The 26,340-nt window shown below is 43.6% G+C and carries 31 protein-coding genes; 11 read left to right on the top strand and 20 right to left on the bottom strand.

Going from position 1 to position 26,340, the window contains the following annotated elements:
• Positions 1–29 precede the first annotated feature (29 nt).
• From lpxM to DYB02_RS02315, 5 genes are read left to right on the top strand one after another with little or no spacing between them, the layout of a single operon-like run.
• Positions 30–1,019 (top strand): lauroyl-Kdo(2)-lipid IV(A) myristoyltransferase, encoded by a 990-nt coding sequence (gene lpxM / locus DYB02_RS02335; RefSeq protein ID WP_005466232.1) that lies wholly within the window; start codon positions 30–32, stop codon positions 1,017–1,019.
• Positions 1,016–2,074 carry a lipopolysaccharide heptosyltransferase II gene (waaF, locus tag DYB02_RS02330; protein WP_029804591.1) on the top strand — a complete coding sequence of 353 codons (1,059 nt, stop codon included), beginning with the start codon at positions 1,016–1,018 and terminating at the stop codon, positions 2,072–2,074. Before lpxM ends, waaF begins: the two co-directional genes overlap by 4 nt.
• Positions 2,068–3,339: a lipid IV(A) 3-deoxy-D-manno-octulosonic acid transferase gene (waaA, locus tag DYB02_RS02325; protein WP_029804592.1), complete on the top strand. Its 1,272-nt coding sequence runs from the start codon at positions 2,068–2,070 to the stop codon at positions 3,337–3,339. Before waaF ends, waaA begins: the two co-directional genes overlap by 7 nt.
• Before the next feature lie 14 nt (positions 3,340–3,353).
• Positions 3,354–4,070, top strand: a complete 717-nt coding sequence (locus tag DYB02_RS02320; RefSeq protein ID WP_020904338.1) for a glycosyltransferase family 25 protein — start codon at positions 3,354–3,356, stop codon at positions 4,068–4,070.
• A 52-nt stretch (positions 4,071–4,122) separates the two neighbouring features.
• A complete protein-coding gene (locus DYB02_RS02315; RefSeq protein WP_020839972.1) occupies positions 4,123–5,226 on the top strand; it encodes a glycosyltransferase in 1,104 nt (367 codons plus the stop codon).
• Here the strand turns inward: DYB02_RS02315 and DYB02_RS02310 are convergent.
• The 10 genes from DYB02_RS02310 to DYB02_RS02265 form a co-directional block, all read right to left on the bottom strand.
• Entirely contained in the window at positions 5,223–5,828 is a 606-nt protein-coding gene (locus DYB02_RS02310; protein ID WP_020839971.1) for a DapH/DapD/GlmU-related protein, read from the bottom strand. The genes DYB02_RS02315 and DYB02_RS02310 overlap by 4 nt on opposite strands.
• A gap of 50 nt (positions 5,829–5,878) precedes the next feature.
• Positions 5,879–6,823 carry a glycosyltransferase gene (locus tag DYB02_RS02305; protein ID WP_020904339.1) on the bottom strand — a complete coding sequence of 315 codons (945 nt, stop codon included), beginning with the start codon at positions 6,821–6,823 and terminating at the stop codon, positions 5,879–5,881.
• Positions 6,824–6,851: 28 nt separating this feature from the next.
• Positions 6,852–7,949 carry a DegT/DnrJ/EryC1/StrS family aminotransferase gene (locus DYB02_RS02300; RefSeq protein WP_029804594.1) on the bottom strand — a complete coding sequence of 366 codons (1,098 nt, stop codon included), beginning with the start codon at positions 7,947–7,949 and terminating at the stop codon, positions 6,852–6,854.
• A 1-nt stretch (position 7,950) separates the two neighbouring features.
• Positions 7,951–8,361, bottom strand: a complete 411-nt coding sequence (locus DYB02_RS02295; RefSeq protein WP_020839968.1) for a MaoC family dehydratase — start codon at positions 8,359–8,361, stop codon at positions 7,951–7,953.
• Positions 8,354–9,106 (bottom strand): N-acetyltransferase, encoded by a 753-nt coding sequence (locus DYB02_RS02290; RefSeq protein ID WP_020904340.1) that lies wholly within the window; start codon positions 9,104–9,106, stop codon positions 8,354–8,356. Before DYB02_RS02290 ends, DYB02_RS02295 begins: the two co-directional genes overlap by 8 nt.
• Positions 9,075–9,503 carry a sugar 3,4-ketoisomerase gene (locus DYB02_RS02285; RefSeq protein ID WP_020839966.1) on the bottom strand — a complete coding sequence of 143 codons (429 nt, stop codon included), beginning with the start codon at positions 9,501–9,503 and terminating at the stop codon, positions 9,075–9,077. The genes DYB02_RS02290 and DYB02_RS02285 overlap by 32 nt, the downstream gene beginning before the upstream one ends.
• 3 nt (positions 9,504–9,506) lie before the next feature.
• A complete protein-coding gene (gene rfbA / locus DYB02_RS02280; protein ID WP_020839965.1) occupies positions 9,507–10,373 on the bottom strand; it encodes a glucose-1-phosphate thymidylyltransferase RfbA in 867 nt (288 codons plus the stop codon).
• Positions 10,373–11,437, bottom strand: coding sequence for a dTDP-glucose 4,6-dehydratase (rfbB, locus tag DYB02_RS02275; protein WP_021451723.1), 1,065 nt, complete (start codon positions 11,435–11,437; stop codon positions 10,373–10,375). Before rfbB ends, rfbA begins: the two co-directional genes overlap by 1 nt.
• Before the next feature lie 92 nt (positions 11,438–11,529).
• The gene (locus DYB02_RS02270; RefSeq protein ID WP_029804595.1) at positions 11,530–12,240 is read right to left on the bottom strand and encodes a 3-deoxy-D-manno-octulosonic acid kinase; all 711 of its coding nucleotides are present in this window, start codon (positions 12,238–12,240) and stop codon (positions 11,530–11,532) included.
• 10 nt (positions 12,241–12,250) lie between these two features.
• Complete coding sequence (locus tag DYB02_RS02265; protein WP_005489604.1) at positions 12,251–12,658, bottom strand: diacylglycerol kinase; 408 nt, start codon at positions 12,656–12,658, stop codon at positions 12,251–12,253.
• 107 nt (positions 12,659–12,765) lie between these two features.
• On the opposite strand from DYB02_RS02265, the gene DYB02_RS02260 reads away from it, so the two are divergent.
• From DYB02_RS02260 to DYB02_RS02250, 3 genes are read left to right on the top strand one after another with little or no spacing between them, the layout of a single operon-like run.
• Positions 12,766–13,821 (top strand): glycosyltransferase family 9 protein, encoded by a 1,056-nt coding sequence (locus DYB02_RS02260; protein WP_029804596.1) that lies wholly within the window; start codon positions 12,766–12,768, stop codon positions 13,819–13,821.
• Between the two features lie 35 nt (positions 13,822–13,856).
• A complete protein-coding gene (locus DYB02_RS02255) occupies positions 13,857–14,624 on the top strand; it encodes a glycosyltransferase family 2 protein (protein ID WP_005481414.1) in 768 nt (255 codons plus the stop codon).
• A complete protein-coding gene (locus tag DYB02_RS02250) occupies positions 14,621–15,409 on the top strand; it encodes a glycosyltransferase family 2 protein (protein WP_029804597.1) in 789 nt (262 codons plus the stop codon). The genes DYB02_RS02255 and DYB02_RS02250 overlap by 4 nt, the downstream gene beginning before the upstream one ends.
• Before the next feature lie 48 nt (positions 15,410–15,457).
• On the opposite strand, the gene DYB02_RS02245 is transcribed toward DYB02_RS02250, so the two are convergent.
• From DYB02_RS02245 to DYB02_RS02210, 8 genes are all read right to left on the bottom strand, one after another.
• Complete coding sequence (locus tag DYB02_RS02245; RefSeq protein WP_015296121.1) at positions 15,458–16,393, bottom strand: glycosyl transferase family 90; 936 nt, start codon at positions 16,391–16,393, stop codon at positions 15,458–15,460.
• Positions 16,380–16,862 (bottom strand): pantetheine-phosphate adenylyltransferase, encoded by a 483-nt coding sequence (gene coaD / locus DYB02_RS02240; protein WP_005462497.1) that lies wholly within the window; start codon positions 16,860–16,862, stop codon positions 16,380–16,382. The genes DYB02_RS02245 and coaD overlap by 14 nt, the downstream gene beginning before the upstream one ends.
• A 96-nt stretch (positions 16,863–16,958) precedes the next feature.
• Positions 16,959–17,768 (bottom strand): bifunctional DNA-formamidopyrimidine glycosylase/DNA-(apurinic or apyrimidinic site) lyase, encoded by an 810-nt coding sequence (gene mutM / locus DYB02_RS02235; RefSeq protein ID WP_025508115.1) that lies wholly within the window; start codon positions 17,766–17,768, stop codon positions 16,959–16,961.
• A gap of 102 nt (positions 17,769–17,870) precedes the next feature.
• The gene (locus DYB02_RS02230) at positions 17,871–18,347 is read right to left on the bottom strand and encodes a hypothetical protein (RefSeq protein WP_029805341.1); all 477 of its coding nucleotides are present in this window, start codon (positions 18,345–18,347) and stop codon (positions 17,871–17,873) included.
• 175 nt (positions 18,348–18,522) lie between these two features.
• The gene (gene rpmG, locus DYB02_RS02225; protein WP_004410866.1) at positions 18,523–18,693 is read right to left on the bottom strand and encodes a 50S ribosomal protein L33; all 171 of its coding nucleotides are present in this window, start codon (positions 18,691–18,693) and stop codon (positions 18,523–18,525) included.
• 13 nt (positions 18,694–18,706) lie between these two features.
• The gene (gene rpmB, locus DYB02_RS02220; RefSeq protein WP_005467944.1) at positions 18,707–18,943 is read right to left on the bottom strand and encodes a 50S ribosomal protein L28; all 237 of its coding nucleotides are present in this window, start codon (positions 18,941–18,943) and stop codon (positions 18,707–18,709) included.
• Positions 18,944–19,246: 303 nt separating this feature from the next.
• Positions 19,247–19,921 carry a RadC family protein gene (gene radC, locus DYB02_RS02215; protein WP_005482037.1) on the bottom strand — a complete coding sequence of 225 codons (675 nt, stop codon included), beginning with the start codon at positions 19,919–19,921 and terminating at the stop codon, positions 19,247–19,249.
• A 113-nt stretch (positions 19,922–20,034) separates the two neighbouring features.
• Positions 20,035–21,708 carry a methyl-accepting chemotaxis protein gene (locus DYB02_RS02210; RefSeq protein ID WP_029805343.1) on the bottom strand — a complete coding sequence of 558 codons (1,674 nt, stop codon included), beginning with the start codon at positions 21,706–21,708 and terminating at the stop codon, positions 20,035–20,037.
• A gap of 184 nt (positions 21,709–21,892) precedes the next feature.
• Between DYB02_RS02210 and coaBC the strand changes: the two genes are divergently transcribed.
• The 3 genes from coaBC to DYB02_RS02190 all read left to right on the top strand — a co-directional run bounded on the left by coaBC (position 21,893) and on the right by DYB02_RS02190 (position 24,799).
• Positions 21,893–23,092 carry a bifunctional phosphopantothenoylcysteine decarboxylase/phosphopantothenate--cysteine ligase CoaBC gene (gene coaBC, locus DYB02_RS02200; protein WP_020839956.1) on the top strand — a complete coding sequence of 400 codons (1,200 nt, stop codon included), beginning with the start codon at positions 21,893–21,895 and terminating at the stop codon, positions 23,090–23,092.
• Positions 23,093–23,252: 160 nt separating this feature from the next.
• The gene (slmA, locus tag DYB02_RS02195; RefSeq protein ID WP_005478760.1) at positions 23,253–23,843 is read left to right on the top strand and encodes a nucleoid occlusion factor SlmA; all 591 of its coding nucleotides are present in this window, start codon (positions 23,253–23,255) and stop codon (positions 23,841–23,843) included.
• Positions 23,844–23,848: 5 nt separating this feature from the next.
• Positions 23,849–24,799 carry a Kdo(2)-lipid IV(A) acyltransferase gene (locus tag DYB02_RS02190; RefSeq protein WP_021453525.1) on the top strand — a complete coding sequence of 317 codons (951 nt, stop codon included), beginning with the start codon at positions 23,849–23,851 and terminating at the stop codon, positions 24,797–24,799.
• Between the two features lie 60 nt (positions 24,800–24,859).
• On the opposite strand, the gene pyrE is transcribed toward DYB02_RS02190, so the two are convergent.
• Both pyrE and rph read right to left on the bottom strand, forming a co-directional pair.
• The gene (pyrE, locus tag DYB02_RS02185) at positions 24,860–25,501 is read right to left on the bottom strand and encodes an orotate phosphoribosyltransferase (protein WP_023583818.1); all 642 of its coding nucleotides are present in this window, start codon (positions 25,499–25,501) and stop codon (positions 24,860–24,862) included.
• A gap of 104 nt (positions 25,502–25,605) precedes the next feature.
• Complete coding sequence (gene rph / locus DYB02_RS02180) at positions 25,606–26,322, bottom strand: ribonuclease PH (RefSeq protein ID WP_005459025.1); 717 nt, start codon at positions 26,320–26,322, stop codon at positions 25,606–25,608.
• Between the last annotated feature and the right edge of the window lie 18 nt (positions 26,323–26,340).

Genomic DNA, 26,340 nt, shown 5'->3' with positions numbered 1-26,340 from the left:
ATCAAGACGGATAGGTAACTAGACACGCCATGACAGCAAAACGTGACGACTACGACTCCAAAGCATATAACCCTGAATTTGAGCGTCATTTTTTGTCGCCTAAGTATTGGGGAACTTGGTTAGGTGTAATACTCTTTTTGCCGCTAGCCTTAATGCCTCTTAGCGCCCAAAAGTGGCTAGCCAAAACAATAGCTAAAAAGTTATCTAAATCTCATAAAGGGCCAGCTCACAGGGCTCGAGTCAACTTTGAATTATGCTTCCCTGGAAAGACGTTTCAGGAACGCGAAGCCTTAATTGAAAAAACGCTCTACACAGCAGCCATGTTCTTTTTTCGTTTTGGGTTGCTGAGTTTGCGTTCTCCTCAATGGCTTCAGAGTCGCTGCCAAATTCGAGGATTGGACGTACTACGCCAGCACATTGATAACAATGAAAATGTGATTTTGATGGTGCCTCACTCGTGGGCTATCGATGTTCCTGCTATTTTGCTGGCTTCAATGGGGATGCCTGTCTCTGCGATGGCAAAAAAACAAAAGAATGATGTGGCTGACTGGTTAATGCACAAGCAAAGAGTTCAGTATGGCGGCCGAGTTTACGAGCGATCTGGTGGAATTAAGCCTTTTCTAAAATCTATTCGAGACGGCTACATTGGGTATTACCTACCCGATCAAGATCATGGCCCTGAACACAGCGTATTTGTCGACTTTTTCGCCACACGTAAAGCAACGCTCCCTGGATTGGGTAAAATTGCTAAACTATCACGTTCCAAAGTATTACCTCTGTTCGCTTCAATGAACACCGAAGATGGCACATTCGATATCGAAATTTTGCCTGCATTTGATTTAGACAAAGGTGAAGAACAAGACGCCCGCACCTGTAACGAAGCCATTGAATACTTCGTCGGTGATAAACCAGAACAATATATGTGGGTGCTACAGCTATTGCATTCACAAGAAGACGGCAACAATTATTACAATCTCTTTAAGCCGAGATACAACACTGACTGGCAAGTTGAAAAATGAAAAAAATTCTAATTATTGGCCCAGCATGGGTTGGTGATATGGTGATGTCCCAATCTCTTTACATCACACTAAAGCAACTGCACCCGGAAAGCCAAATTGATGTTATTGCACCCGGCTGGTGTAAGCCTATTCTTGAGCGTATGCCAGAAATTCACCAAGCAATCGAGATGCCGATAGGCCATGGTGAGTTTAATTTATTAGGCCGTAGAGAGATTGGTAAATCATTACGTGAAAAGCAATACGACCACGCTTATATTCTGCCAAAATCAGCGAAATCAGCGCTGATTCCTTGGTTTGCGAACATACCTCTGCGTACAGGATGGAAAGGAGAGATGCGCTACGGCCTTCTGAATGACCTGCGTCCAAATATGAAATCCTTCCAATACATGGTTGAGCGTTATGTGGCTCTCGCTTACTCTAAATCAGAAATGGTTGATTCATCCTCTCTTGGCGGATTGGATACACTGCCTCGCCCTAGCCTGTCGATCAATAAAGAAGAACAGCAAACAACCATCAATAAATTCAATTTAGATCAAAAACGACCAGCTGTTGGTCTATGTCCTGGTGCAGAATTTGGCCCAGCGAAAAAGTGGCCGGAAACACACTATGCCGAAGTTGCTGCACAGATGTGCAAAACCGGCCATCAAGTATGGCTGTTTGGCTCTCAAAAAGACCTAGAGACTTGTAACAATATCCGTGCACTTATTCCAACACAGTTCCATGAACACATTCATGTTCTAGCAGGGCAAACCAGTTTAATTGAAGCGGTCGATCTTCTTGCTGCATGTAAAACGGTGGTCGCAAATGACTCAGGCTTAATGCATGTAGCAGCCGCTGTAGGTTGTAATGTCGTTGCTGTTTATGGCTCAACATCACCAAAGTACACTCCACCACTGGCTGAAAAAGTTGAAATGGTTCATACCGATATCGGCTGCCGGCCATGTTTCAAGCGTGAGTGCCAATACCAACATTTGAAATGCTTGACTGAGCTATCGCCAAAACAAGTCCTAGATAGCATCCAGAAGCTCGAAGCCATTGCGACTAGTTCATGTTAATTCGAATTATTTATACGGCACTGTTAGCGCTTGCCTCACCATTTCTTTTATTGGGCTTATATAAAAGCAAGCCCAATAAACCCAAATTTGGTGGGCGATGGAAAGAACACTTTGGAATAACCCCACAGTTAAAAACGCATCAGCGTCCAATTTGGATTCATGCTGTTTCTGTAGGCGAAAGCATCGCGGCAACACCTCTAATCAAGGAACTCAAACAGCAATATCCAGAGCAACCTATCGTTGTCACAACAACCACGAGCACTGGTGCGGAACAAATAGCCAAGTTGGGTGATTTAGTTGAACACCGCTATATGCCAATAGACTTTGGCTTTGCTGTAAAAAGCTTCCTAGAGGCAATACAGCCAAAGAAAATGCTGATTATAGAGACAGAACTGTGGCCAAATACGCTCAACGTCGTCAAACAAGCCAATATTCCGATCACCGTAGTTAACGCTAGGCTATCAGAAAAATCCTGTCAAAATTACGCAAAAGTCCAATGGCTTTTTAACCAACTTCATCCATGCTTGACACAAGTACTTTGTCAAACGGATTCTGATGCAGAGCGATTTGAACGCTTAGGCGTCAATAAAGAGAAGCTATCGGTCACGGGCTCAATTAAATTTGATATTCAAATTTCAGATCACGTGAAGCAACAAAGCAAAGCACTTCGAGCGCAACTTGGAAAAGACCGCCCAATATGGATTGCAGCGAGTACGCATAAAGGCGAGGATGAACAGATATTAGAGGCACATAAACAGATTTTAGAATCTCATCCCAATGCTCTACTCATTTTAGTTCCTCGGCATCCGGAACGATTTGACGATGTTTTCGCTCTTTGTAAAAAACAAGGCTTTGAAACTGTCCGTCGCACAGAAAAGCAACCTGCAGAAAACACAACTCAGATTTACCTAGGCGATACAATGGGTGAAATGCTCGTATTGATTGGTGCAGCAGACATCTGCTTTATGGGTGGTAGCCTAGTTGGAAATAAGGTCGGTGGGCACAACGTTTTAGAGCCAGCAGCTTTAGGCATACCTGTTGTTATCGGTTCAAGTTACTATAACTTCACAGAAATCGTGAGAGCAATGCGCCACCAAGATGCAATCATGCTCATCGAGAACAGCCAGCAGCTTTCTTTGTTCATCACCTCGCTACTCCGTGACGATAACCTCCGTTTTGCTATCAGTAAAAAAACAACCGCGTTTGTTGCCGGTAACGCGGGAGCTTTGAACAAGACTCTAAAAGGGATAGAAGAGCACTCATAACCATGTCCATAACCATGAAAACATACGTAATAAATCTCAAAGAATCTGTTGAGCGTCGAGAGCATATGACCCAAGTGCTATCATCTATTAACTTTGAGTTTTTTGACGCCGAAAACATAAAGAAAGATCCGAACCACTTTATATACACCCTTTACGATGCGCAGAAAACGCGCAAGTACAAAGGCTATCAGCTAACCGTTCCGGAGTTAGGTTGCTGGGCAAGCCATATTGCTCTTTGGCGACATTGTGTAAAAATACAAGAACCAATTTTAATTCTTGAAGATAATATTGAACTACTTGGTCACCTGCATGAGCAGCTGGAAAACATAGAAAAGCTTACAGAGCAATATGGTTTAGTGAAGCTTGGTAATATTTTTGAGCGAAAACACGTAGATATAGCCAAGATAGATGGAAAATACAAACTAATAGCAAACCTGAAAGGTGCTTGTGGAACCTCTGCTTACGCTATAACGCCCACAACAGCAGAAAGATACCTCAAACAGATCGATGGTTTTTTCGAACCGGTTGATGACTTCATGGATAATGAGTGGCGAACAAATCAAACCATTTACAGTTACTTTCCTCCTTTAGTATCACGCAGCAATACGGCTTCGACTATAGGTAAGAGAAAAGTTAAATCAAATATAAGCTGGATAAACAAAATATATATCGAATGGTATAGGGTTTTCAAACAATGGAAACAAAAAGAATACAATCAACGAGCCAAATAATTTCAATATATACATTTTTCCACTTTAACATTTTACTCGTTATGGAACGGTTATGAGAAAAAAAACCATCATATCTATCATGCCACACTTAAAAGGCGGTGGTGTTGAAAAAGTAGTGTGCCAATTAAGCGATGGCTTGAGTCAATATGATGACTGTGATGTACATATCATTACAATCAAACCGTACGAAAGCCTTATACCAATTTCAAATAGTGTTAAGATACACCATGTAGACACAACTATTAGAAACTCTTTAAACCTTCGAATTAGCGAAAAGTCAAAATCAAAACTGATTGTTGATTATATTAAAAACAACATAACCACGTCTGAACCAGAACTGATACTGTGTCATCAAGATACAGTATCAAAGATCATGAGACACAGTGAATTTAATAATACTTTTCATGTCATTCACAGTACTCTATCCCACGATAAGCTTAGCAACTCAACGGGTTTAAAGCGTTTACTTAGAAGAAATAAGCTGCGCTCTCTGTACAAAGGTTTAAATATTATCTGTGTATCAAAAGGGGTTGAAGAAGACTTAAAAACAAACTTTAAGCTAACCAACACAAGTGTGATCTATAATGCGGTATGCCAACAGGCGCTTGAGCGTTACGCACAGGAACCCACTCAATTGCCAAGTAAAAAATACTTCATCAATGTGGGCAACTTTAGCCGTGCAAAACGACAAGATCGTTTAGTACGCGCATACTTGGAGGCAAACATCAAAGACGTAGATTTGGTTCTACTCGGTGAGTATTCGCACCGAACTAATGAAATACACGATCTGATGGCGCAGATGGAAGGTGCCGACAAGCGAATCCATATGCCCGGCTTTGTGAGCAACCCTTATCCATGGATAGCAAACTCGAGTGGTTTTATCCTATCATCAGATTATGAGGGGCTACCGACAGTATTATTAGAATCCATCGCCTTAGGAACGCCGGTGATTTCAACCGATTGTAATAGCGGCCCCAGAGAGATCTTCGGAGAAAATTTTAAACACTGCCTCAGTGAAGTAAGCACATCAAGTCTGAGAGATAAAATCATTGAGCTTTATAACTCTCCCAAGGATTTTACCATCCCGCTACGAGAAGAATTTTCTCTTAATTTTATGAGCCGCCAATACTATAAACTAATTAAACAACACCGCTAATCAATATTAAGAGTTTCTATTATGGGGGCATTTGCCCTCACTATTTTGTTCTTTTCAACATTCTGTGATATCAAACAACCAGCGCCAATAACACTGTTATCTCCGATCTCAACACCTTGCAGAATAGTCACATTTGCACCAATGAAAACATTTCGACCGATTATGATTGGCTTACATGTGTAATCTGATGTCTTTCTTTTATCAGGAGAAAGTGGATGAAAATTACTCCCCAAACACATAAAACCGGGACCAATTAATGTTTCATCACCTATATGTATAGAGGATTTATCGGCAATAACGGCACTACCATTGTTAATCATCACATTTCGACCGATTTCAATAGTACTTTCTTCGCCTCGGGCTTCTATATATACTTCTGAAAGTCGCAATTGTGGAGATGTGTCATAACCCAAACAAACACCATCACCAATACTAACCCTTCCTTTACCCACAATCTTGACAGGCTGACTAATAGAAATATCCCTCCCAATTTCTGTCTGACCTTCCCTAAATAACGCATAAAATAAGAACTTTCTCCGGTATATACACAAAGCAAACTTTCTGTATTTGGCTATTATTTTTTTAATAATTAGATATCTCATACCAACATTACCACCTAAAGCTCAATGACAGAAGTAACTAGCAATCCTGCTCAACAACTAGAGTTTCTGAAATACTTCTTTACTCTTCTATTGAATTTAAACAATCGACTTAACTTAACACCTCGGGAAAAGTAAGCCTTCCATGCTTGAGCTTTACTATCAAATTCTCCACTAAAGAGAGCTCTTAATATTTCCACAAACAGATGTTTTTCATCTAGGGCTTTAACTACCTCTGTATTTCCTACAGCCTTAGCATCTTTTATATTCATCCGTAAATCAATTAACTCTCTTTCATACATCACTTTCCATTTATTGATGAATTCTTCTTTTGTTCTTTGTTTTAAGGCACTAATTCCAACATCATATCGATAGTCAATTAATGACTCCATTAACTTAATGCTTTTTCCTTTTAATCGGCTTCTGAAGATAAATACTCGATCTTCGTTGATAACTTCTTTATCAATTTCCGGAAAATCATTAAACAATGATGAGTCAATCGCTGCGGTACAGCCTGCTGGTAAAACTTGACGCTCGATAATTGATTGATAAGAGTCATCAAAAACTTCACCTTCATCTCTGCCAGAAACAAAGTTGCCATGTTCATCAATCTTGTCAAACTGCGACAAAATGAGCTTAACATCTCTCTGCTCTTTCCAGGCTTGATATTGTTTTTCAAGTCGTTGTGGCTTAGACATATCATCACCGGCCTGAACAACGATCAGCGTATCATTAAACATCCCTTTCAATTTATTAAATTGAGAGACGAGGCCAACATTACATTCATTTTTAATAAACTCAATATTAAGCCCTTCTGGCTTTTCCATGAGTGTTTTTTCAATCACCGTCTCGGTATCATCGGGGGAACAATCATCAAAAATGTACAGCTTTTTAGGCCAAACCGTCTGATTAAATATAGATTTGATAGCACCTTCAATATACGCAGATTGCTTATAGCAAAATATTGCCACAATCATATCATCAATAATTTTCTTCATTTAATTATCCTAATATTGATTAATAATCCTAATATTGATTAATAATCCGGACAATTTTTTCTGCGTCTTCAACCGAAAGAGTTGGTCCCATTGGCAGGCTTAGCACTTCTTGGTGAATTCTCTCCGTCAAGGGCAATGTGTTTTCCGATAAACAGCGATAAGCCTCTTGTTGATGAGGAGGGGTTGGGTAATGTACCAGCGTTTGCACCCCCTCTTGGTGTAGATAACGAGCCAAATCTTCTCTATGCTCTGTTCTCACCACAAATAGGTGCCACACATGCTCTTCAGCCGAGTCAACTGTTGGTAAAATAATTTTGGAATTCGATATATTCTGTAAATATACGTTTGCGATCATTCGGCGGCGATCAGTTTCCTCATCCAGATGCTTTAGTTTTACTCTTAACATTGCCGCTTGAATTTCGTCCAAACGCGAATTAACACCCTGGTATTTGTTCTCATACTTTTTATGAGAACCATAATTTCTTAACGCCATCAGCGTCTCAAATAGCTCTTTGTCATCAGTCGTAATAGCGCCGGCATCACCAAGTGCACCCAGGTTTTTTCCAGGGTAGAAGCTAAATCCAGCAGCATGCCCCCAGGCGCCACATTTTTTCTTGTCGATTAACGCACCATGAGATTGCGCGCAGTCTTCCAGAACCAATAGTTGGTTCTTCTCAGCAATCCCCATAATTTCACGCATTGGTGATATTTGACCATAGAGGTGAACAGGCAAGATGGCTTTTGTCTTCGAAGTGATTGCCGCCTCAATATTTGCCGCACTTAAGTTAAAAGAGCGTTCATCAGGTTCAACCAAAACCGGGACCAAACCATTTTCAGTAATCGCTAAAACAGAAGCAATATAAGTATTTGCGGGCACAATTACTTCATCGCCGAGCTCAAGCTTCCCTAGCTCCTTCCATGCTCTTAAAGTCAGGGTCAAGGCATCTAGGCCATTTGCTACACCGATGCAGTACTTAGTTCCACAGTAAGCGGCAAAATCTGTTTCAAATTGACCCAGCTCCTTACCCATAATATACCAGCCAGAATCAATAACTCGGGCACAAGCTTCTTTCAGCTCAGCTTGATATTGCTGATTAATGCTTTTTAAATCTAAAAATGGAATCATTTTATTTCTCTGGGATATAAATCTCGGCGTCGCCTGTTATAACTTTCTTACGACCCACTTTACAGTATGTCTTAAAATAAACTCTTCGTTTATCTTTATCTATTTTTTCAATAATTACCGTCGCTGTTACTGTATCGTTGATATAAACTGGCATTCTGAACTTAAGAGATTGTGAAACATATACACATCCCTTACCCGGTAATTTAGTGCCAAAAAGTGCGGAAAAAAAACTAGCACTATTCATTCCGTGAGCAATTCTTTTTCCATACCTTGATTGACTTGCATATTCTTCATCTAGATGCACTGGGTTTCTATCTCCAGAGATCCCCGCAAATTGCTTGATATCAGCATCAGTGATTGTCTGTGAATATGACGCAGACATACCTACTTCCAGCTCCTCAATGTCATACATTTTCGATTTGCTCCTTATTCCAAGTTGCTACAACATCCTCTGGATAACCTCTGTGAAAATGCTTACGCCATGGATAAGCTGGCTTTCTGGAGCCATCTTTAAGTTTTATCTTTGATGTTGGACAGATTTTTTTTGCTGGAGAACCGGAATAAAGCATATCCTTTTCAGTTCGCCCACCAACGCAAGAATGAGCACCAACAAACACCCCTTCGGAAATTATTGAACCCGGCAATATAACTGACATCGTAGCCAGAACTGCAAAATCTTCAATTGTAGCACCCTGCATCACATTGCTAGGCGGGTGCGGATCGTTTGTAATGACAACATATGGAAAGATCCAAACAAAATTACCAATATGACTATGTTGACCTATATGTACATTACTGTGAGTTCTAACGTAATCACCTATAGTACAGTGTCCTTGAATATCACTTAAAGTACCAAGCTGAAAGTTTTCACCTACTATTGTTTTTTCTCGAACCGTAACATTGTGCCCCGTCGTCAACTTCGCACCAAATGTAGACCCTTCATAGAAAGTGCTCCGAGAGCGAATATATGAATCCGGACCAATAACCAACTTTTCACCGCCTGAAAGGTGATTGGATACACCTAACTCACAGTACGATTCAACGATCGTATTGTCACCAATTACAACATTCTCATGAATAATTGAATAAGCACCAATGGTAACGTTTTTACCTAACTCTGCGTTCTCAGAAACAATCGCTGTTGGATGTATGTTCATTTTTCATCTCTTCAAGGAATTTGCTATAATCACGAATATAATCTGCTTCATTATATACATCGCTTGCCAATACCAGCAGTACACAGTCTTCAGAAAAGTCTCTCATTTCATGCCACTGCATCACATCAATCATCAATCCCTTTTCCGGTGAATCTAATGTCACGGTCTCTTTATTTTTACCGTCATCCATTAAAATATCACAACGTCCTTTTAAACAGACTGCCAGTTGTACCAGCTCTTTGTGTGCATGAAAGCCACGGGGTAAGTCAGGCTGCATACCAAATAAGTAATAAACACGCTTAATATCAAACGGAATATTAATACTTCCCTCTAACGCAACAAGACTACCTCGTTCATCTCCAATAACTGGAAAATCAACCCATTTTATTAGTGCCAAAACTTATTCTTCCAATAATGCTAATAGATACTGACCATATTCGTTCTTTGCCAATGCGTCACCAGCCTGAAGTAATTGTTCTTTAGACAACCATCCTTGACGGTAAGCAATCTCTTCAAGGCAAGCAACTTTAAGACCTTGTACATTCTCAATGGTTTGAACAAATGAAGATGCTTCATGCAGACTTTCGTGCGTACCTGTATCTAGCCAAGCAAAACCACGCCCTAGTAGCTCGACATTAAGGTGACCTTGATCTAGGTACATCTGATTCAGAGTAGAGATTTCTAATTCCCCTCGTTCTGATGGCTGTACTTGTTTTGCCAACTTAACGACTTGATTATCATAAAAATACAGACCTGTAACCGCGTAGTTAGACTTAGGCACCACCGGTTTTTCTTCAATAGAAACAGCATGCATATCAGAATCAAATTCCACCACACCAAAACGCTCAGGATCTTTCACTTTATAACCAAAGACCGTCGCACCTTCTGTTAATGCTGCAGCTTGTTGTAGCTTCGGCGAAAAGCCTTGCCCATAAAAGATGTTGTCACCCAGAACCAAACATACTGAGTCATCGCCAATGAACTCTTCACCTATGATGAAAGCTTGAGCTAAGCCGTCTGGACTTGGTTGAATCGCGTATTGCAACTCAATACCAAACTCTGAGCCATCCCCCAATAGGCGCTGAAATCCTTCCTGGTCTTCTGGCGTGGTGATGATCAAGATTTCACGAATGCCAGCAAGCATGAGTACCGACAACGGGTAGTAAATCATTGGTTTGTCATAAACCGGCAGTAACTGCTTAGAGACACCGCGTGTAATAGGGTAAAGGCGAGTGCCCGAGCCACCTGCTAAAATAATGCCTTTCATTATTCGCCCGCTCCTAATCGCTCTAAACTGTATGAACCATCAAGCACGCGTTGCCACCATTGCGGGTTGTTTAGGTACCATTCCACGGTTTTACGAATGCCGCTTTCAAAGGTTTCTTCTGGCGTCCAGTTAAGCTCTTGAGCAATCTTGGTCGCATCAATTGCGTAGCGCACATCATGACCTGGGCGATCTTTGACATAAGTGATCAAAGATTCATAAGACTCAACACCTGCCGGCTTGTCTGGTCGCAGCTCTTCAAGCAAAGCACAAATGGTTTTCACTACTTCGATGTTTGCTTTCTCGTTATGGCCACCGATGTTGTAGGTCTCACCGATTTCACCTTCCGTCACGACTTTGTAAAGCGCGCGAGCATGGTCTTCCACAAACAGCCAATCTCGGATTTGCATGCCATCACCATACACAGGTAAAGGCTTGCCATCGAGGGCATTCAGAATCATCAGTGGGATCAACTTCTCTGGGAAGTGGTATGGGCCATAGTTGTTTGAGCAATTGGTTACGAGTGTTGGGAGACCATAAGTACGCTGCCAAGCGCGAACCAGGTGATCGCTCGACGCTTTAGACGCCGAGTATGGGCTGCTTGGAGCGTATGAGGTGGTTTCGGTGAATAAATCATCCGTACCCTCTAAATCGCCATACACTTCATCCGTAGAAATATGATGAAAACGAAACGCCGATTTGTCCGCTTCCTCAAGGTTTGACCAATATTGACGCGCCGCTTCAAGAAGATGGTAAGTGCCCATGACGTTGGTCTCAATAAAAGCAGCGGGACCATCAATAGAGCGATCGACATGCGACTCAGCCGCTAAATGCATCACCATATCGGGTTGATGCTCTGAAAACACGCGGTCTAGTTCAGTTCGGTCACAGATATCCACTTGCTCGAAGTAATAACGGTCACTGTCCGCGACATCCACCAACGACTCCAAGTTTCCTGCGTAGGTGAGCTTGTCTAAATTCACGACGCTATCTTGGGTGTCACGAATAATGTGTCGAACGACAGCTGAGCCAATGAAGCCTGCCCCGCCTGTTACTAGTATTTTCATTGCAAATGTTACCTACTTTAATGGGTACTTTTAGTGGGTGTACCGAAATGCGCTATTGGATTGTCTCACGAATAACTGACAAAAAGCTCACTTTACGTATTTTCAGTATAACTTTTTTGTACATGATCAAAATCGGACGCTTGCCAAATGATTTGGCGTTTGAGCAGTTCTTTTTTGAATGAGCGAAGAAGCCTTTCTAGGTTTTGCTTTTTCCAGTCGCCGTGCTCTTGTTTGCGGCACTTATCAAAATCAATAATCCACACTTTATCTTTGTCATCGATCAAGATGTTGTGGATATTCAGGTCTGTGTGATTAACGCCAGCGTTGTGCATTTTGGCAATTTCTTGCCCTATTTTTTGATACATTCCTTCCGGTAACGGTTTTTCCTGCAAGATACTGACCAGGTCACTTGCGTTAGGAATGCGCTCACTCAATAAATCGGCCTGATATGTCAATCCAGATTTCACAGCTCTCGCAGCAATTGGCCTTGGCACATGAACACCTGCATTAATCAGTGTAAGTAATAGTTGGAACTCTTGCGCACAACGCGTTTGCTCCCAACCTGAAAACCAATAATTGTCTTTAACTAACTTACCAAACAAGCCACCACGTCGATAATGACGCAGAGCGGCTTGCATCGTATCAAGCTGAACAAACCAAGTCGTGCCACGCCCTGACGCACTGCCAGTTACTTTGTTGGTGGATTGCCAATACTCGGCATCAAAAATAGGCTGACTAGGATCTTTAATAAGCTCCTCATCAAACCAAATGACTTGGTTGCTATCTCGATACTGCTGAATCATGTTGTAACCTCTAGCCTAGGTAGCGACTGGCCAATATGTATAGCCAACTAAAAGCTGCGAACGCCAACGCAACCATAACGGCTGCCGATCCTATATCTTTAGCGCGGCCACTTAATTCATGGCGTTCAACACCAATGCGATCTACCACCGCTTCTATCGCGGAGTTAATCAGTTCGACAATCAGAACTAATACCACGACACCAATCAATAAGATGCGCTCTATCATCCCGACATCAACCACGCACGCCAAAATCACAGCAATGCTTAGCAAAGCGAGCTCTTGTCGAACAGCAGCTTCATGTTTAAAAGCGGCTTTTAATCCCTGTATAGAATAACCTGTCGCTTTGATAATGCGCTTTACCCCAGTATTGCCTGGCTTTCCAGATTCTTGCGATTGATGCGGTGTTGTCTTTGACATTGCAGAACACTTATCGGTACTTCGTTATATTGGAGCCGTGTATTTTACATTTATTCGGGATGTCTGCATAATTTACCTGCCTCTATTCATCTAGTCAGACAATAATTATGTTCACTTCTGCCCCATCGTCATTATGCATCTTGCGTTTATCCGCTATTGGAGATGTGTGTAATACCATCGCTACTGTGCAAGCAATCCAGAAACAGTGGCCAACCACGCAAATAACTTGGATTACTGGCAAGTTGGAAGCTCAGTTGCTAGCGGCGATTGAGGGGGTCGAAGTCATTGTATTCGATAAAAAAGCTGGTTTAGATGGCTATAAAGCCTTGTGGAAACAGTTAAAGGGCCGAGAATTTGATGCTCTGTTACATATGCAATATGCGATTCGAGCGAGCGTCGCGACTTTGGGCATTAAGGCAAAATACAAACTTGGTTTTTCATCTGACAGAAGCCAAGATTTTCAAACACTATTCACCAATGTCAAAGTTCCATCACCACAATCTCTGCACGTGGCAGATGGTTTGATGGCTTTTGCTCATCAAATTGGCATCCTTAACACGGAGTTAGACTGGGCACTTTCCTACTCCACACAAGACCAAGAGTGGGCAGAGAGTCATATTTCTTGCGACAAACCCAACCTACTGATTGTGCCAGGAGCCAGTAAAGCATATAAAAACTGGAATGCTGAAGGGTACATAGACGTCATCCACCATGCGAGAGCGCAAGGCTGGAATGTAATTCTGGCTGGCAGCCCAGCTCAAGTCGAACTGGATTTGGCAGATGCCATTCAATCTCGACTGGAAGAGCCATGTCTAAATTTAGTTGGGCAAAGCTCAATCCTGCAAATGCTGGCTCTGATTGACAAAGTAGACATGGTCATCGCGCCTGATACCGGGCCAGCTCACATGGCAAGCGCCATGAACACACCGATCATTGGTTTATACGCCCACCATAATCCGGTTCGAGTGGGCCCATATCGCTATCTACAGTATGCCGTCTCAGTTTATGAGGAAGTCATCTTGGCTGAAACAGGCAAAACCAGCCAACAACTAAGCTGGAGAACTCGTGCGAAAGATGAAAAAGCAATGAATCGCATCACAAGCAAGCAAGTGATTACAATGTTCAATCAAGTCGTAGAAGATTTGTACCCGCAATACCAGTAAACTCCCTGTATAGATTTGTTAAGAAGGAAGTCAATTTGTCCAAGCCAACTTTAGCCGTTGCCTTAATCGTCAAAAATGAAGAGAAGCATTTAAAAGCTTGTCTAGACACCGTAAAAGGTTGGGTTGATGAGATTGTCATCCTCGATTCGGGCAGTACCGACCGCACTGAAGAAATTGCCCGACAATACACCGATAAGTTCTATACCAACTTAGACTGGCCGGGGTTTGGAAAACAACGCCAACTTGCGCAGCAATATGTTACGGCCGACTACGTATTGTGGTTAGATGCCGATGAACAAGTTACTCCTGAGCTAAAAGCAAGCATTTTACAGGCTGTTTCAGCAGATAAGCCGAACGTTTTGTATAAACTAAATCGACTTAGCTCAGCATTCGGAAAGTTCATCTACCATTCTGGCTGGTCTCCAGATTGGATTGTTCGCTTGTATCGCACTGAATATACGCACTACAACGATTCACTCGTGCATGAAAAAGTCGATGAGAAAAGCTATCAGACTGAAAAGTTAGATGGTCGATTGCATCACTACACTTACGAGCATCTTCATCATTACATCAATAAAACCACTGGTTACCTCAAGGCCTGGACGGATGAGCGTGAAGGTAAAAAGAAATCCGGCTTAACCACTGCAATTGTTCATGCTCTTGCCAGTTTTTTAAAAATGTACATCCTCAAGAGAGGCTTTCTTGATGGTAAACATGGCTTTATTCTGGCGTGGCTTAGCATGCACTCTACCTTTGTGAAATACATTGATCTTTACTTACGTGAACAGGCAAAGAAATCATGAAAACGACTTTAATAATCACCACTTATAACTGGAAAGAAGCATTAAAAGCGGTGTTAGAAAGCGTGAAACGTCAAACCGTTTTGCCTGACGAAGTGATTGTTGCAGATGATGGTTCTCGAGAAGACACCAAAGCAACGGTTGACCAAATGCGTGAAGGTTTTCCGGTTCCACTGATTCATAGTTGGCACGAAGATAATGGCTTCCAGCTTTCCATGAGCCGTAACCGTGCAATCGCTAAAGCATCAGGTGACTACCTAATCATGGTCGATGGCGATATGGTGTTGTCGCAAACTTTTATCGAATCCCACAAACGCGTGGCAAAACCAAATTGGTTTGTTCAAGGCGGTCGAGTTCTGACGGACGAAACGTGTAGTCGTGACATTATGGAAAACGGATTAGTTCCTTCGGTGTTTAGCAAAGGGATCCGCAACCGCAAGAACTGCATCACAAACTCACTGCTATCGAACTGGTTCTCATACGAACGCAACAACGATAAGGCAACTCGCGGCTGTAACATGGCGTTTTGGCGACAAGATGTCATCGAGGTGAATGGCTTCAACCAAGATTTTGTTGGATGGGGACGCGAAGACAGCGAGTTTGTTCATCGCATGTTGAATGCGGGTAAGTCACGTCTTTACCTAAAATTCGCAGGTGTAGGCTACCATTTGTACCACGTAGAAAACTCTCGCGCGTCATTGGCCCAAAACGATGAAATCTTAGAGAACACCATTAAAAACAAGCTTAAGCGTTGTGAAAATGGTGTTGACCAATTTCTAGAAGCTTAAAAACTTTGGAAGCTTATAAGAATAAAAAAGGGGCGTTTCGCCCCTTTTTTATTGTTGTTGAGATAAGGTGAAGTACTTATCGGCAACCATCAATGAGATCAAACGCTCTTTACGTTTATCTTTGAACTGCTCAACCCATTGGTGCGCATTCTCAATGATCGCTAATGCTTCTTGCTCATTCGCTAAGTAATAGTCCATCTTTTCAGGCAAATCTGAATAATCATCCTGCACTTCAACATAGTGTATGCCAGCTTCTAGCTTACCTTCCATAAACCACGTTTCGTACTTAGGTTTCGACATAATAACCAATGAGTTAGAGGACATTGCCCACTTCAGGTTGGTTGCGACATCATTGCCTTCAATACACAGCAAGAACTTGTATTGAAGTTGCTCCTCAATACTCATAAAGCCTTTTTCCCAAGGCTGTCCTTCTTGCGGTCGAGTTTGACCTATATTGCAACGGGGATGGTCATAGAACGCTTGTATCACCTTGCAACGGTGCGGTTGGAAACCGACACCTCGCCACGCCACCATATCTTTCTTATCGTGGTAGCTCATTTCGTCATCAATAAATTTGAAATGACGAATTTGATTCAGCTTTAAAACGACAGAATTCTGATTGTCGCCGTGGATAGGGCGACTTTTAATAAAGCTCGGAACATTGGGAATATGCGTCACATCGCCATTGATGTAGTTGAATGTAAACTCAGACGGGAAATAGCGTATGACTTGGCGCGTATCGAAAAAATAAGTCCAACCTTTTGTTTTTTTGAATTCGCCAATTTTAGCGTAACTCTGTTCTCGGCTATCGACCGTAAATGGCTGCCCACACTTGTTGTAGTAATTTACTCGCTCAAGACAGTACTGCTTCTCCGCTTCAGTCAGAGTCGAAAGTAAACGCTTTGCCTGTGCTCGATATACAAAACGAGGAACCAGCATCGAAAGTGCGTTTGAGAAATAATAAGGAAACTTACTGTCTTTCATTTACTTTCTTCTCAATAGCGTTAGCAACGGCCGCGGGAACGAACTGCTCAATACTGCCGCCATGGATAGCAACTTCACGCACGATGGTCGAAGATAAAAAGGCAAACTCTTCTTCTGGAGTCAGAAATACACTCTCAATCCCAGGTAGTAGTTTTCGATACATGTTGGTCAAACCAAACTCATACTCAAAGTCGACTGTCGTTCTTAACCCACGAATCAGCACTTTGGCTTGTTCTTGGCGAGCAAAATCCACTAACAATCCAGAAAACCCTTTTACTGTCACGCCAGGTAAATGTGCCACTACCTCTTCCATCAAAGCGACGCGCTCTTCCAATGTGAACATAGTGTTCTTTGAAGGGCTTGCAGCTACTCCAATAACGACTTCATCAAACATTTCATGAGTGCGCTCGATAAGATTTAAGTGACCATTGGTCACTGGATCAAATGTACCTGGGTAAATGACTTTCATAGGATGTACTGATCTGTTCAAAATTGTATGAATTATTGAAGGAAAGGTCGGCGATTACAACTGCTTGATGGCAATACACCGTACGCGATCGTATTTCTATTGCTGGCACTCATTACAAAAGAAGGTATTACGTTGGCCAATTTTTAGCTCTTGAAGCGGCTCTCCACATTCTGGGCAAGGCTCACCCGCTTTTCCATACACTAAAAGTTCTTGAGCAAAATAACCCGGCTTGCCATCGGCTTGAGCGAAGTCTTTTAAAGTCGTACCACCTTGGTTAATGGCAATTTTTAGCGTGGCTTTGATGTTTTCCACTAACAGCACCCACTCTTGGGGGGTCACTTGACCTGCTTGTCGGGTTGGGAGAATACGAGACTTAAACAGAGATTCATTGGCGTAAATATTCCCCACACCGACCACGACTTTGTTGTCCATGATGAACTGCTTTACCGCGACACGCTTACCTTGCGCTTTATCGGCAATGTACTCGCTATTAAACGCATCAGTTAGAGGCTCTGGTCCCATATGATCAAGTACCGCATGGGACTCACCAGGAGCGCACCATAGCCAAGCACCAAAGCGTCGAGGATCGTTGTAACGCAGCACTTTACCATTTATAAGTTTAAGATCGACATGATCGTGCTTAGCCGCAGGAAAATCAGCATCCAGCACACGTAACGAACCTGACATTCCAAGGTGCACAATGGCAGTCCCTGTATCCGTTTCTATGAGCAAATACTTTGCGCGACGATGAATGGCTCGAATCACTTGCCCTTCAAGCAATTTCAGCTCTTGCGGGATATCCCAGCGCAGTTTGGGTGTGCGAAAAACAAATGCCTTAATCGTTTGTCCAACCATATGTGGACTAATACCCATCCGGCTTACTTCAACTTCTGGTAATTCAGGCATTTAATTCTCCTTAAAACACTCAAAGCCTTACTGAAAGGCAGTTAGCATAATCGAAAAGTACAAGCGTAAACACTGCTTACCTACGAGGTTATTGACCACCTCTCACTTAGGCATGATGTAATTGCTCTCAACAGAAATCGCGATCCACTTGTTTTGCCAATTCTTGAACAACCAAAAATTATGAAGACGATAAAGAGTAATTCGCTGCGGTTCTTCGACGCCTTGATACCAGACTTCGATGGTTTCTGGTGTGCCTAACTTATCTTTAAGAGTGTCGTATTGCTGCGCAGATAACTCCGTACCTTCGAGCGCTTGCCAGCGAGCAATAAGTTCAGATAGAGGGAGAGGAACATCTGCATTCGCATGCCATCGCCCATCGCGAAACTCCAATTCAAGACTATTGGAATAAATAGCGCTAACCGAATGATCAGTTCGAAGTAAATGCGGATAAGGATCAACGTTCTCTGACAACAAGTACGTTTTGATCCACATCGGTGCATTTAAGATCACGATAAACGCGATAATGCCCAATATTAGAATATTGTTCCAACGGCGACGGCGAGTCGGACTAATACGCATAACAGTTCCTACTATCTTAGTTCTAGTGACAAACTAGCAAAGGTTACAGGAATTGACTAGAGCATCGGCATGTAAACATGGTGAAGGTAGATTTGAAGGAATAGTGAGGATTTCAGATAATAAAAAACCCAACTCGAAAGTTGGGTTTTTCAAATCGTCAAAGAGACAAAATCAATTATTTGATTTTAGCTTCTTTGTACATAACGTGCTGGCGTACAACTGGATCAAATTTCTTGATCTCAAATTTGCCTGGCATGTTACGCTTGTTCTTATCAGTTGTGTAGAAGTGGCCTGTACCTGCTGAAGATACTAGACGGATTTTCTCACGAACGCCTTTCTTTGCCATTGCCTATTTCCTCTTAAACGTTTTCGCCACGTGCACGGATATCAGCAAGAACAGTATCGATACCTTTCTTGTCGATGATGCGCATACCTTTTGCAGTAAGGCGTAGTTTAACAAAACGTTTTTCGCTCTCTACCCAGAAACGATGAGTTTGTAGGTTCGGCAGAAAACGACGCTTAGTAGCATTTCGTGCGTGTGAACGGTTGTTACCCGTTACTGGACGCTTACCAGTTACTTGGCATACTCGTGACATGAATGTCTTCTCCAAAATCGTTTCAGCTCGATATCAACCTTGGTGGCCGAACCTCTCTATCTCTCGAAAAGAAGTTAGAGGTTAAGAACCGCTATGGAAAATCCATACAAGGCTATCAAAGGTCGCGCATTATACTAACTTGATATGCATTGCTCAAGACCCGAACAGATCCTTTTTACAGGTTTTCGTGATCTTTTTTTAGACAGCAGGTTTTTTCTAGCAGTCCAAGCTGAATTCAGTTAAAAATTTAGTGGCGAGGATGATAGCAGATTTTTAGCAACTAACAACCTAAAAAACGCACAGTTATATCCATCCTCTTTCAGCAAAAGAGACACTTTCCCCATCGCCAATAACGAAATGGTCCAAAATGCGAATATCCACCAGCGCCAACGCATCAATTAATCGCCTTGTAATCCTGCGGTCTGCCTGGCTTGGCTCAGCGACACCGGACGGGTGGTTATGCGCCAAAATCAAAGCAGCCGCGTTGTGGTGCAGGGCTCTTTTTACTACTTCTCTAGGGTAAACTGATGCGGCATCCAAGGTTCCTTCGAATAAAATCTCATCTTTTATTACTCGGTGTTGGTTATCGAGGAAAAGAATGTAAAAAGCCTCTCTTTGGCGGTCTCTTAATATAGAGGAGAGATATAATTTAGTTTGCTCAGGGCTGGTTAAGGCGTCGCCACGCTTGAGGGTTTCCGCCAAATATCGCTGAGTCATTTCTAACACCGCTTGCAATTGCACATATTTGGCCTGCCCTAACCCTTTATGCTGACAAAACTCTTGTTCTGAAGCAGAGAACAGCTGCCTAAGCGAACCAAAATCTTGAATAAGGAAATCGGCCAACTCAATCACGTTCATGCCTTGCGTGCCCGTACGGAGAAATATCGCCAGTAATTCGGCATCAGTTAACGCCTGCGGCCCACGTTGCAGAAGTTTCTCTCGTGGCATCGACTCATTTGGCAAAGCTTTGAGTATCATCGGAACTCTCTTTGAAGGTAAGAATCCCTATTCCACAAAACAGAAAGCGAAAGTCGAGGGTGACTTTCGCTTTCTTCGTTCCACACTGATTTTATGTGCAATTTAATGGTTCATCAGAGTTTAAAGTTGCCGACCAGATCGTGAATTTCCGTGCCGGATTGTGACAACTGAGTGCTGATCGTTTCTGCGTATTGCAAAGTGTCATTGATGTTGTTAACGATCTGTTGAATCGCCACCAAGTTCTGGTTGATGTCTTCCGCCACCGCACTTTGTTCTTCTGCCGCTGATGCGGTTTGAATTCCCATATCGCGAATTGTACCAATAGAATGGTGGACACCAGACAAAGACTGTTGAATCAGTGCCGACTCTTCAGCCGTTTTCACGCCGCGTTCTTGACTGGCGGACATGGTCGTGACGGCTCGAGATACACCACTTTGTAGCTGTTTAAGCATATCGCCAATTTCATGAGTGCTATTTTGCGTACGGCTCGCTAGTGAACGCACTTCATCGGCCACCACTGCAAATCCACGCCCTTGCTCGCCCGCTCGCGCGGCTTCAATTGCCGCATTGAGCGCCAATAAGTTGGTCTGCTCAGCAATCTCGCCAATCACATCCAATACTTTGGTAATCTGCTCCGTTTGCTGACTCAACTCAGAGATAGCATCCGATGTGCTGTTGATCTCTGTAACCAACTCAGTAATGCCTTGAATCGCTTGTTCAACCTCTCGCTGGGCTTCGGTCACCTGATCGTTCGCATCGTCAATGGCCTGCGCAGTGGCATTTGTATTGCTCGCGACTTCTTTTGCCGTCATGCTCATCTCTGTTACGGCTGTCACCACTTTATCCGTTTCCAAACAGTGACTCTGCATTTGACCGCTCGCTGTGCGCGTTTGATCATTCAGTTCTTCAGAAACTGTTTGAACGGCAGAAGCAGATCGATGAATGTCCTGCATCAGTGGGTGAAGTTTATCCATAAATTCATTAAAGGCAGCCGCGACTTCGCCAACTTCGTCTTTACTTTCCACTTTTAGACGCGCAGTTAAGTCACCGCCACCCGCAGCAACATCTTTGAGAGAATCGGCGACGTGCTGAAGTGGTTTAATGCCTTTCGAGACAGCAATACTGGTTAAGATGCTGGTAATAATCAGGCCAATCACCGAGATTGTCACCGCAGATAAAGTGTGTTGATTTAACTCTTGCGTGCGCAATTGACGCTGCATGGCAACTTGTTGGTCGATGTCATCAATGTAGATCCCGGTACCAAGCACCCAGTCCCATTTTTGTAGATACTCGGCGTAACCCAATTTCGGTGCCTGAGCGTTGATGGTTGGTTTGTGCCAAGAAAAATACAAAAAGCCATCGCCTTTTTGCGACGCATCAATTAATCCAGCAATCACCGCAACGCCATTTTCATCTTTAAGGTCATACAGATTTTTACCTTCCAGCGACGGTTTGATGGCATGTAAGGTATTGATGCCCTGAGAATCATACGCGAAAAAGTACCCATCACTTTCAAAGCGCATCGCTTTTAAGATTTCTTTCGCCGCTTGTTTATTACTGCCATTAACGTCAGAGTCATACAGCGGCTTAATCGCCGTTACACCCATCATCATGTAGGCTTTTAGCTCTTTCTTACGCGCATCAATCAGCTCCTGTCTGTCTCGGACGAGCTCCGCCTCCAAACTCTTACTGCTGTTGATGTAATACACCACAGAGATCAATGTCGTGATCAACAACAGAGGAATTAAGGTTATCAGCAGCAATTTGTTTCGACTTTTCAACACCATGTTTGTACCACCTCTTTTTTCTTTTCAATCTTGCAAAATCAGCTCAAATTGTCTGTGAGATAGGCGGGAGTTTTTTCTCCACTTGCGTAACTAATGCCGCGGAGTTTGATGTGGATTTGATTTGCTTGGGTGCTGAAACAGTCCGTTATGCTAAACTCGCTGCCAGAAAAATTGGAGATCTCACATGCAAACACTAGCAGGAAAGAAAATTCTACTCGGCATCAGTGGCGGTATTGCCGCGTATAAATGTGCGGAGCTAACCCGTCGCCTAATAGAGAGAGGGGCACAAGTTCAAGTCGTCATGACGAAAGCTGCAAAAGAGTTTATTACTCCGTTAACCATGCAGGCCGTCTCAGGACGACCAGTATCCGATAGCTTGCTCGATCCGGCGGCTGAAGCGTCAATGGGTCACATCGAGTTAGCTAAATGGGCGGATTTAGTGCTGCTTGCTCCTGCTACGGCAGACCTCATTGCTCGTATGTCAGCTGGCATGGGCAATGATTTATTGACGACGTTAGTGTTGGCAACGGATTCGCCTGTTGCGGTATCTCCAGCAATGAATCAGCAGATGTATCGCAACATCGCGACGCAAGAGAACATTGCGACTTTAGCTCGCCGCGGTATGCACATTTGGGGTCCAGCAGCAGGTGAACAAGCCTGTGGTGATGTTGGTCCGGGTCGAATGCTTGAACCAATGCAATTGGTGCATCTGTGTGAGCAGTTTTTCCAACCTAAAGTCTTGGAAGGCAAGTCCATTCTGATCTCAGCAGGCCCAACGCGAGAAGCCATCGACCCAGTGCGTTACATTACGAACCACAGCTCCGGGAAAATGGGGTATGCACTAGCAAACGCTGCCGCGCAGTTAGGCGCAAAAGTCACGCTAGTGAGCGGCCCTGTCAACCTGAGCACACCGATGGGAGTGGAGCGCATTAACGTGTCTAGCGCACAAGAAATGTATGAGGCCGTGATGGCTCAAGCCATCAGTCACGACGCGTTCATCAGCTGCGCAGCAGTAGCGGATTATCGACCAGAGGCCATTGCGTCTCAAAAGTTGAAAAAGACAGCAGACAACGATCAGATGACCATCAAAATGGTGAAAAACCCTGATATTGTAGCGTCCGTCGCAGCACTGACTGATAAGCGCCCATTTACGGTAGGTTTTGCAGCAGAAACCAACGATGTCGAAACTTATGCCCGAGGAAAGTTAGCGAAGAAAAACCTCAATATGATCTGCGCTAACGATGTGTCAGTCGAAGGCCAAGGCTTCAATAGTAATGACAACGCCATCACCCTATTTTGGCCTGATGGTGAGCTTGCATTAGCTCTAGAGTCAAAAGAAGCCCTGAGCTTCAAAATCCTCGAGAAAATGCGTGAATTGATGTAATTCGCACTTATTTTCTAATTAAGAACTGGCACAAATTTAGTCTAAACATGACAACTGAGGGTGTTAAATCTCCCATTCAGCCCTCAGCAGTCTAGTGTGATGCGGCTTAGCATCTTATAATCCCCTCCGCTCAACTTTGTATTTTGAAAGGAAGTAACTAATGGCCGGCAGTAAAAAATCCAATCGTCGTGAAGAGATCTTGCAAGCATTAGCACAAATGCTTGAATCTGCAGAAGGCGCTTCACGCATTACTACGGCAAAATTGGCAAAACAAGTCGGCGTCTCCGAAGCCGCGTTGTACCGTCATTTCCCAAGTAAAGCTCGCATGTTTGAAGGTTTGATTGAGTTCATCGAAGAAGCCTTGATGACTCGCATCAACCGCATTTTAGATGACGAGAAAGATACACTAGAGCGTATTCGTATGGTAATGCACCTGATTCTTGCATTTTCAGAACGTAACCCTGGCTTGACACGTATTCTGTCTGGTCATGCTTTAATGTTTGAAAACGAACGTCTACGTGAACGCATCAACCAGCTGTTTGAACGTATCGAAACCCAACTACGTCAGATTCTGCGTGAGCGTAAAATTCGTGAAGGTAAATCTTTCCCTGTAGAAGAGCGTATTCTTGCTGCGCAAATTCTTGGGCAAGTTGAAGGCAGCCTGAACCGTTTTGTGCGCAGCGATTTCAAGTACCAACCTACTGCAAACTTTGACGAGTATTGGGCACTACTCAGTGCACAAATTAAGTAGAGATTATGAGTAAAGACAAATACACGCAGCCCGAGTTTTCTCTTTCCCTTCTCCATCCTCGTAACTGGGGAGTTTGGCTTGGGTTTGGTCTACTGGCTATCATCGTCAATATTCTTCCTTATCGCCTATTACTGTCTTTGGGGCGCTCACTTGGCAAGCTAGGCATGCGCTATGGCAAAAAGCGCGTGCATATCGCGAAGCGCAACCTTGAGCTGGCATTCCCCACGAAAACGCCAGAAGAAGTGCAACATATCGTGGAAGAAAACTTCAAGAATACCGGGATGGCACTGATCGAAACCGGTATTACATGGTTTTGGCCTACATGGCGCTTCAAAACGCTCATTGTCGAGAAAGACATCCACGCTCTAAAAGAAAAAGGCGCGGAAGGGAGAGGCGTATTGTTGTGTTGTGTGCACGCTCTTAACTTAGAAATTACCGCGCGAGCTTTTGCTGTTTTAGGTGTTGCGGGTTACGGCGCATTTCGTCCTCACAACAACCCAGCGTACAACTTCATCCAATATTGGGGACGCACGCACAACGGCAACAAACTGATTGATCGCAAGGATGTGAAAAAGATGATTCGTGTACTGCGCAGCGGCGAGCGTTTGTTCTACTTACCTGACCACGATTACGGCCGCAATAAATCGGTCTTCGTGCCGTTTTTTGCCATTGATGACGCTTGTACAACAACCGGCACCAGCATTTTAGCCTACACCTCAAAATGCGCGATCATTCCAGGTTCTGGTTTCCGCAATGACGAAGGCAAATACGAAATCATCGCTGATAAGTGCATTGAAGCCGATTACCCACAAAAAGATGAAGTGGCTGCAGCGGCTTACATGAACAAGTACGTGGAAGAAGTGATTTTGCGAGCACCTGAGCAATGGATGTGGCTGCACAAACGCTACAAAACCATGCAAGATGAAAACGAGCCCAAAGGCATTCGCTACAAATAAATCGCAAAAGAAAAGGTATCCGATTGGATACCTTTTTTATTGAATTGAAAAAGTGGGAAATTAGATGCCGTATTCCGCGCGGTATGCTTTCACCGCTTCAAGATGCTCGATCGCGTTACCTTTTTCTTCAAGGTAAGTGATTAGGTCACCCAAACTCACGATAGAAATCACCGCACAACCGAAGTCGCGCTCAACTTCCTGAATCGCAGAAAGTTCGCCTTTGCCTTTCTCTTGGCGGTCGATAGCCACTAATACGCCAGCCAGATCTGCACCATTCGCCTTGATGATTTCCATCGATTCACGAATCGCGGTACCCGCTGTAATTACGTCATCCACCAGCATGATACGACCTTCTAAAGCAGAACCTACTAGATTACCGCCTTCGCCGTGATTTTTTGCTTCTTTACGGTTGAAGCAGTAAGGCGTGTCGATATCGTGGTGATCCGCAAGTGCTACTGCTGTTGTAGTCGCGATTGGGATACCTTTGTACGCAGGGCCGAATAGAACATCGAATTCGATACCAGAATCCGCAAGTGCTGCCGCGTAAAAACGACCAAGACGCGCTAGATCACGGCCTGTATTGAAAAGACCAGCGTTAAAGAAGTACGGGCTTTTACGGCCAGATTTCAAAGTAAACTCACCAAACTTAAGAACTTCTTTCTCAAGTGCAAACTCAATAAATTCACGCTGGTATGCTTTCATTATTTTCTCTCTATTTCCTTGGTTTCTTTTATCTCTTCTCGGCAATCATTCAATTCTCTATTCCCGAGATAAAAAAATAGCCCCCATAATGGGAGCTATCTAAATCAATTGGCTAACGCCGCCTTCTGCGCCGCGACGATTTCCGTAATGCCGACTTTCGCCGATTCGAGTAATGCCATCAGCTGTTCATGACTGAACGGTTCACCTTCTGCGGTGCCCTGAATCTCAATCATCTTGCCTTCTTCTGTCATTACAACGTTCATGTCGGTGTCTGCTGCTGAATCTTCAACGTACTCAAGGTCACACAGCACTTCGTCACCAAGCAAACCAACTGATACTGCCGCTACGTGGCCTTTCATTGGGTTTGCTTTTAGCTTGCCGCTATCGACAAGGTGTTGGAATGCATCCGCCATTGCAACGCTTGCACCACTGATTGATGCGGTACGTGTGCCGCCGTCAGCTTGAATTACATCACAGTCAACCGTGATCATGAATTCACCCATTGCTTGCAAATCGACAACTGCACGTAGGCTACGCGCGATAAGGCGTTGGATTTCCATTGTACGGCCACCCTGCTTACCGTTTGCCGCTTCACGGCGAGTACGCGAGTGAGTCGCACGAGGTAGCATGCCGTATTCAGCGGTCACCCAGCCTTTACCTTGGCCTTTTAACCAACGTGGCACTGATTCTTCGACGGTCGCATTACACAACACTTTGGTGTTACCGAACTCAACTAACACTGAACCTTCAGCGTAAGCCGTGTAGTTACGAGTAATTTTGATTGGGCGAACTTGGTCCGCCTTGCGATCGTTTGGACGCATGGGCATCTACCTTAAATA

This window comes from Vibrio parahaemolyticus, from assembly GCF_900460535.1.
Classification (GTDB): Bacteria; Pseudomonadota; Gammaproteobacteria; order Enterobacterales; family Vibrionaceae; genus Vibrio; species Vibrio parahaemolyticus.
This window is presented reverse-complemented; position numbering and strand designations above follow the sequence as displayed.